Genomic DNA, 2,294 nt, shown 5'->3' with positions numbered 1-2,294 from the left:
GAGAGTTGCTGTTTATTTGCCGCAATTTTGCCGAAAATATTTGTCAATTGGGATAGGAATTCTAACACTTTACTCTGCCTAAAGAAGGATTATTTAAATGTTCTTTCTCCAGAAAGAGAAGTTAAATATCAAATTTTGATTAAATTTCCATTGAAGAGATCAATTACTTAGAGTTTTTTTATGAGTGACATTCAAAACAACATTGAAGGCGCTAAAGACAAAGCCGTAAGTGGCGTTGAAAGCGCTAGTGCCAAGGTTCAAGACACCATTTCTAAGGCAAAAGAAGCCCTTCCAGATATTACTCCCACCCCACCGGGAATGAAAACGCAGTCCAGCGTGAATGACCTGAAATCCCGTCTGGAATGGGGCGAGCCAGCTTTAACAATTCTCGATGTGCGCGAGCGCGGTGCCTTCAACGAAGGCCACATCATGGGAGCCATGTCCATGCCGATGGATGAATTAGTAGAGCGTGCGAAAACTAGCCTTCGTCCCGCCCGCGATATCTACGTCTATGGCGACAGCGACACCGAAACCTCTCGCGCAGCTTCCGAACTTCGCTCGGCTGGATTCCAGTCCGTGGCTGAACTCAAAGGCGGTTTTCCTGCATGGAAAGCGATCGCAGGTCCTACAGAAGGGGCTGCTGAATCCCAAAATCCTCCAGGAGCACCGGGATACAATCCTGTCTCTGCAACCAAGAGTCAGGTACAAAAGTAGATTTAGCGATTTGTCAGTCGTCAGTTCTCAGTAGTGGGTTGCAATCAACCATGACGATTGACGCTTATCCAATAGTGAGCCGCGTCCCACGGGTTAAACCTCACTAGCTCGATATCACCCAAATTTATCGGCTGTTGTGGCATGGGTGGTCTGATCCCTAAGGCAGCAATAACTTGATACCCGACGGCTCTTGCCAGTTTTGGCGGCACGGCGTTTCCAATTTGTCGAAACCCGTGCCATTTTGTTGTGTGGAAGCGGAACCAGTCCGGAAAAGAGTGCAGTCGTGCCGCCTCGCGGACTGAAATCACTCTGGGATAAGTTGGATGAATCGGACGGGGAGAGGTGTAGCGACCGCCTCCAGAACCCGTACCGGCTCTTAAGGTATGAGACAGCGTATCCCAATTCAACCGTCGAAAGCGACTTACCGATTCTAGTTGTCCGGGCACTGTTTTCTCGAACCGTTCAATCGAAGCTGCCGTGTGTTGGGTTCGCAGAGAGCTAGTCAACAGATGAGGATTGACTAGCCGGGGATAGGCGAAATTATTCGGTTCGGGTGCAATCCCCATTAAGTGCTGTGCATAGATGCTGGCTAATGTCTCCATCTGCTCTAGTTGTCGCTGCTGTAGCAAGACTTCATCGGTTGTCAGGAGTTCGGGAAAATCATCTAGGTTGGGGAGATCGGCGATCGCATCCTTCACGGTCACCCGAAAGGATAAAGAGTGCAGGCTCAAAGGATTCTTCTTTTTGCCTCTTTTCTTTGGCAAGGAAGTCTTTGGCAAGGAAATATCGGGGAATGAAGTATCGGGGAATAAAGTATCCGGGAATGAAGTATCGGGGAAGGTTGCCTTAACGCCTTTACCTGCGACAAAACCTGCGACAACAGGATAAGACAAAGGCACCTCCCCGGCACGAGTTCCTAATAAAAATAGCCTTTTCCGATTTTGCGGCACCCCAAAATCCGCCGCATTTAATACCTGCACGGGTTCGGTGATGTGGTACTCAACGGATTTAAACGCACTCTTGAGCTGTTCCAGATAAATCGCGTGTTCTTTCTGAGCAATGCCGGGTACGTTCTCCATGAGAAAGTAACGGGGTTGCAGTTCAATGACTAATCGACAGAAATGCAATACTAAATCGTTGCGCTCATCGTCGAGACGCCGCTTGCCCATTAAAGAGAACCCTTGGCAAGGGGGTCCCCCAATTGCTAAATCGATTTCACCATTCCAAGCGGGTGCGGGTGGGGAAACCCCGCTGCTACCCTTGCGCAATGCCCATCTCTGTAACGCTTTTCTAATCGCTTCAGCGGATAGCGTCCTGGCATCGGCACACAAAACCTGGGTATGGGGAAAGTTAAAGGCGTGAACGGCTGCGTGAACGGGGTCAACTTCAACTGCCACCGCTACATCAAACCCAGCCTGCTCAATCCCTAAAGAAAATCCACCCGCACCCGCAAATAAATCGACCGCAACCGGACGGCGATAGAAATGAACCATCCCCATACAGGTGTTCTGACTTGGTAGAGAATTTGTATTCTATCGTCAGTCTCTAAAGCGCAAAAATTTTTTTCCAGTCTCTTGACG

At 49.2% G+C, this 2,294-nt stretch carries 2 protein-coding genes; one reads left to right on the top strand and one right to left on the bottom strand.

Annotated features, from left to right (window positions below; translation table 11 throughout):
* The first annotated feature begins 180 nt into the window (after positions 1-180).
* The gene (locus H6F50_RS02395; RefSeq protein WP_190411620.1) at positions 181-714 is read left to right on the top strand and encodes a rhodanese-like domain-containing protein; all 534 of its coding nucleotides are present in this window, start codon (positions 181-183) and stop codon (positions 712-714) included.
* Positions 715-758: 44 nt separating this feature from the next.
* Here H6F50_RS02395 and H6F50_RS02390 read toward each other — a convergent pair whose 3' ends face one another.
* Positions 759-2,207, bottom strand: a complete 1,449-nt coding sequence (locus H6F50_RS02390) for a DNA cytosine methyltransferase (RefSeq protein WP_242028869.1) — start codon at positions 2,205-2,207, stop codon at positions 759-761.
* Positions 2,208-2,294: the final 87 nt, after the last annotated feature.

It is taken from the genome of Coleofasciculus sp. FACHB-712 (genome assembly GCF_014695635.1).
Taxonomy (GTDB): Bacteria; Cyanobacteriota; Cyanobacteriia; order Cyanobacteriales; family FACHB-T130; genus FACHB-T130.
The sequence above is the reverse complement of the archived record's forward strand: the minus strand, read 5'-3'. Positions and strand labels throughout refer to the sequence as shown.

What these genes read in the sequence shown, in the direction of transcription:
- H6F50_RS02395 (WP_190411620.1), top strand. Translation starts at nt 181, where the DNA reads ATGAGTGACATTCAAAACAACATTGAAGGCGCTAAAGACAAAGCCGTA.
- H6F50_RS02390 (WP_242028869.1), bottom strand. Translation starts at nt 2,207, where the DNA reads ATGGTTCATTTCTATCGCCGTCCGGTTGCGGTCGATTTATTTGCGGGT.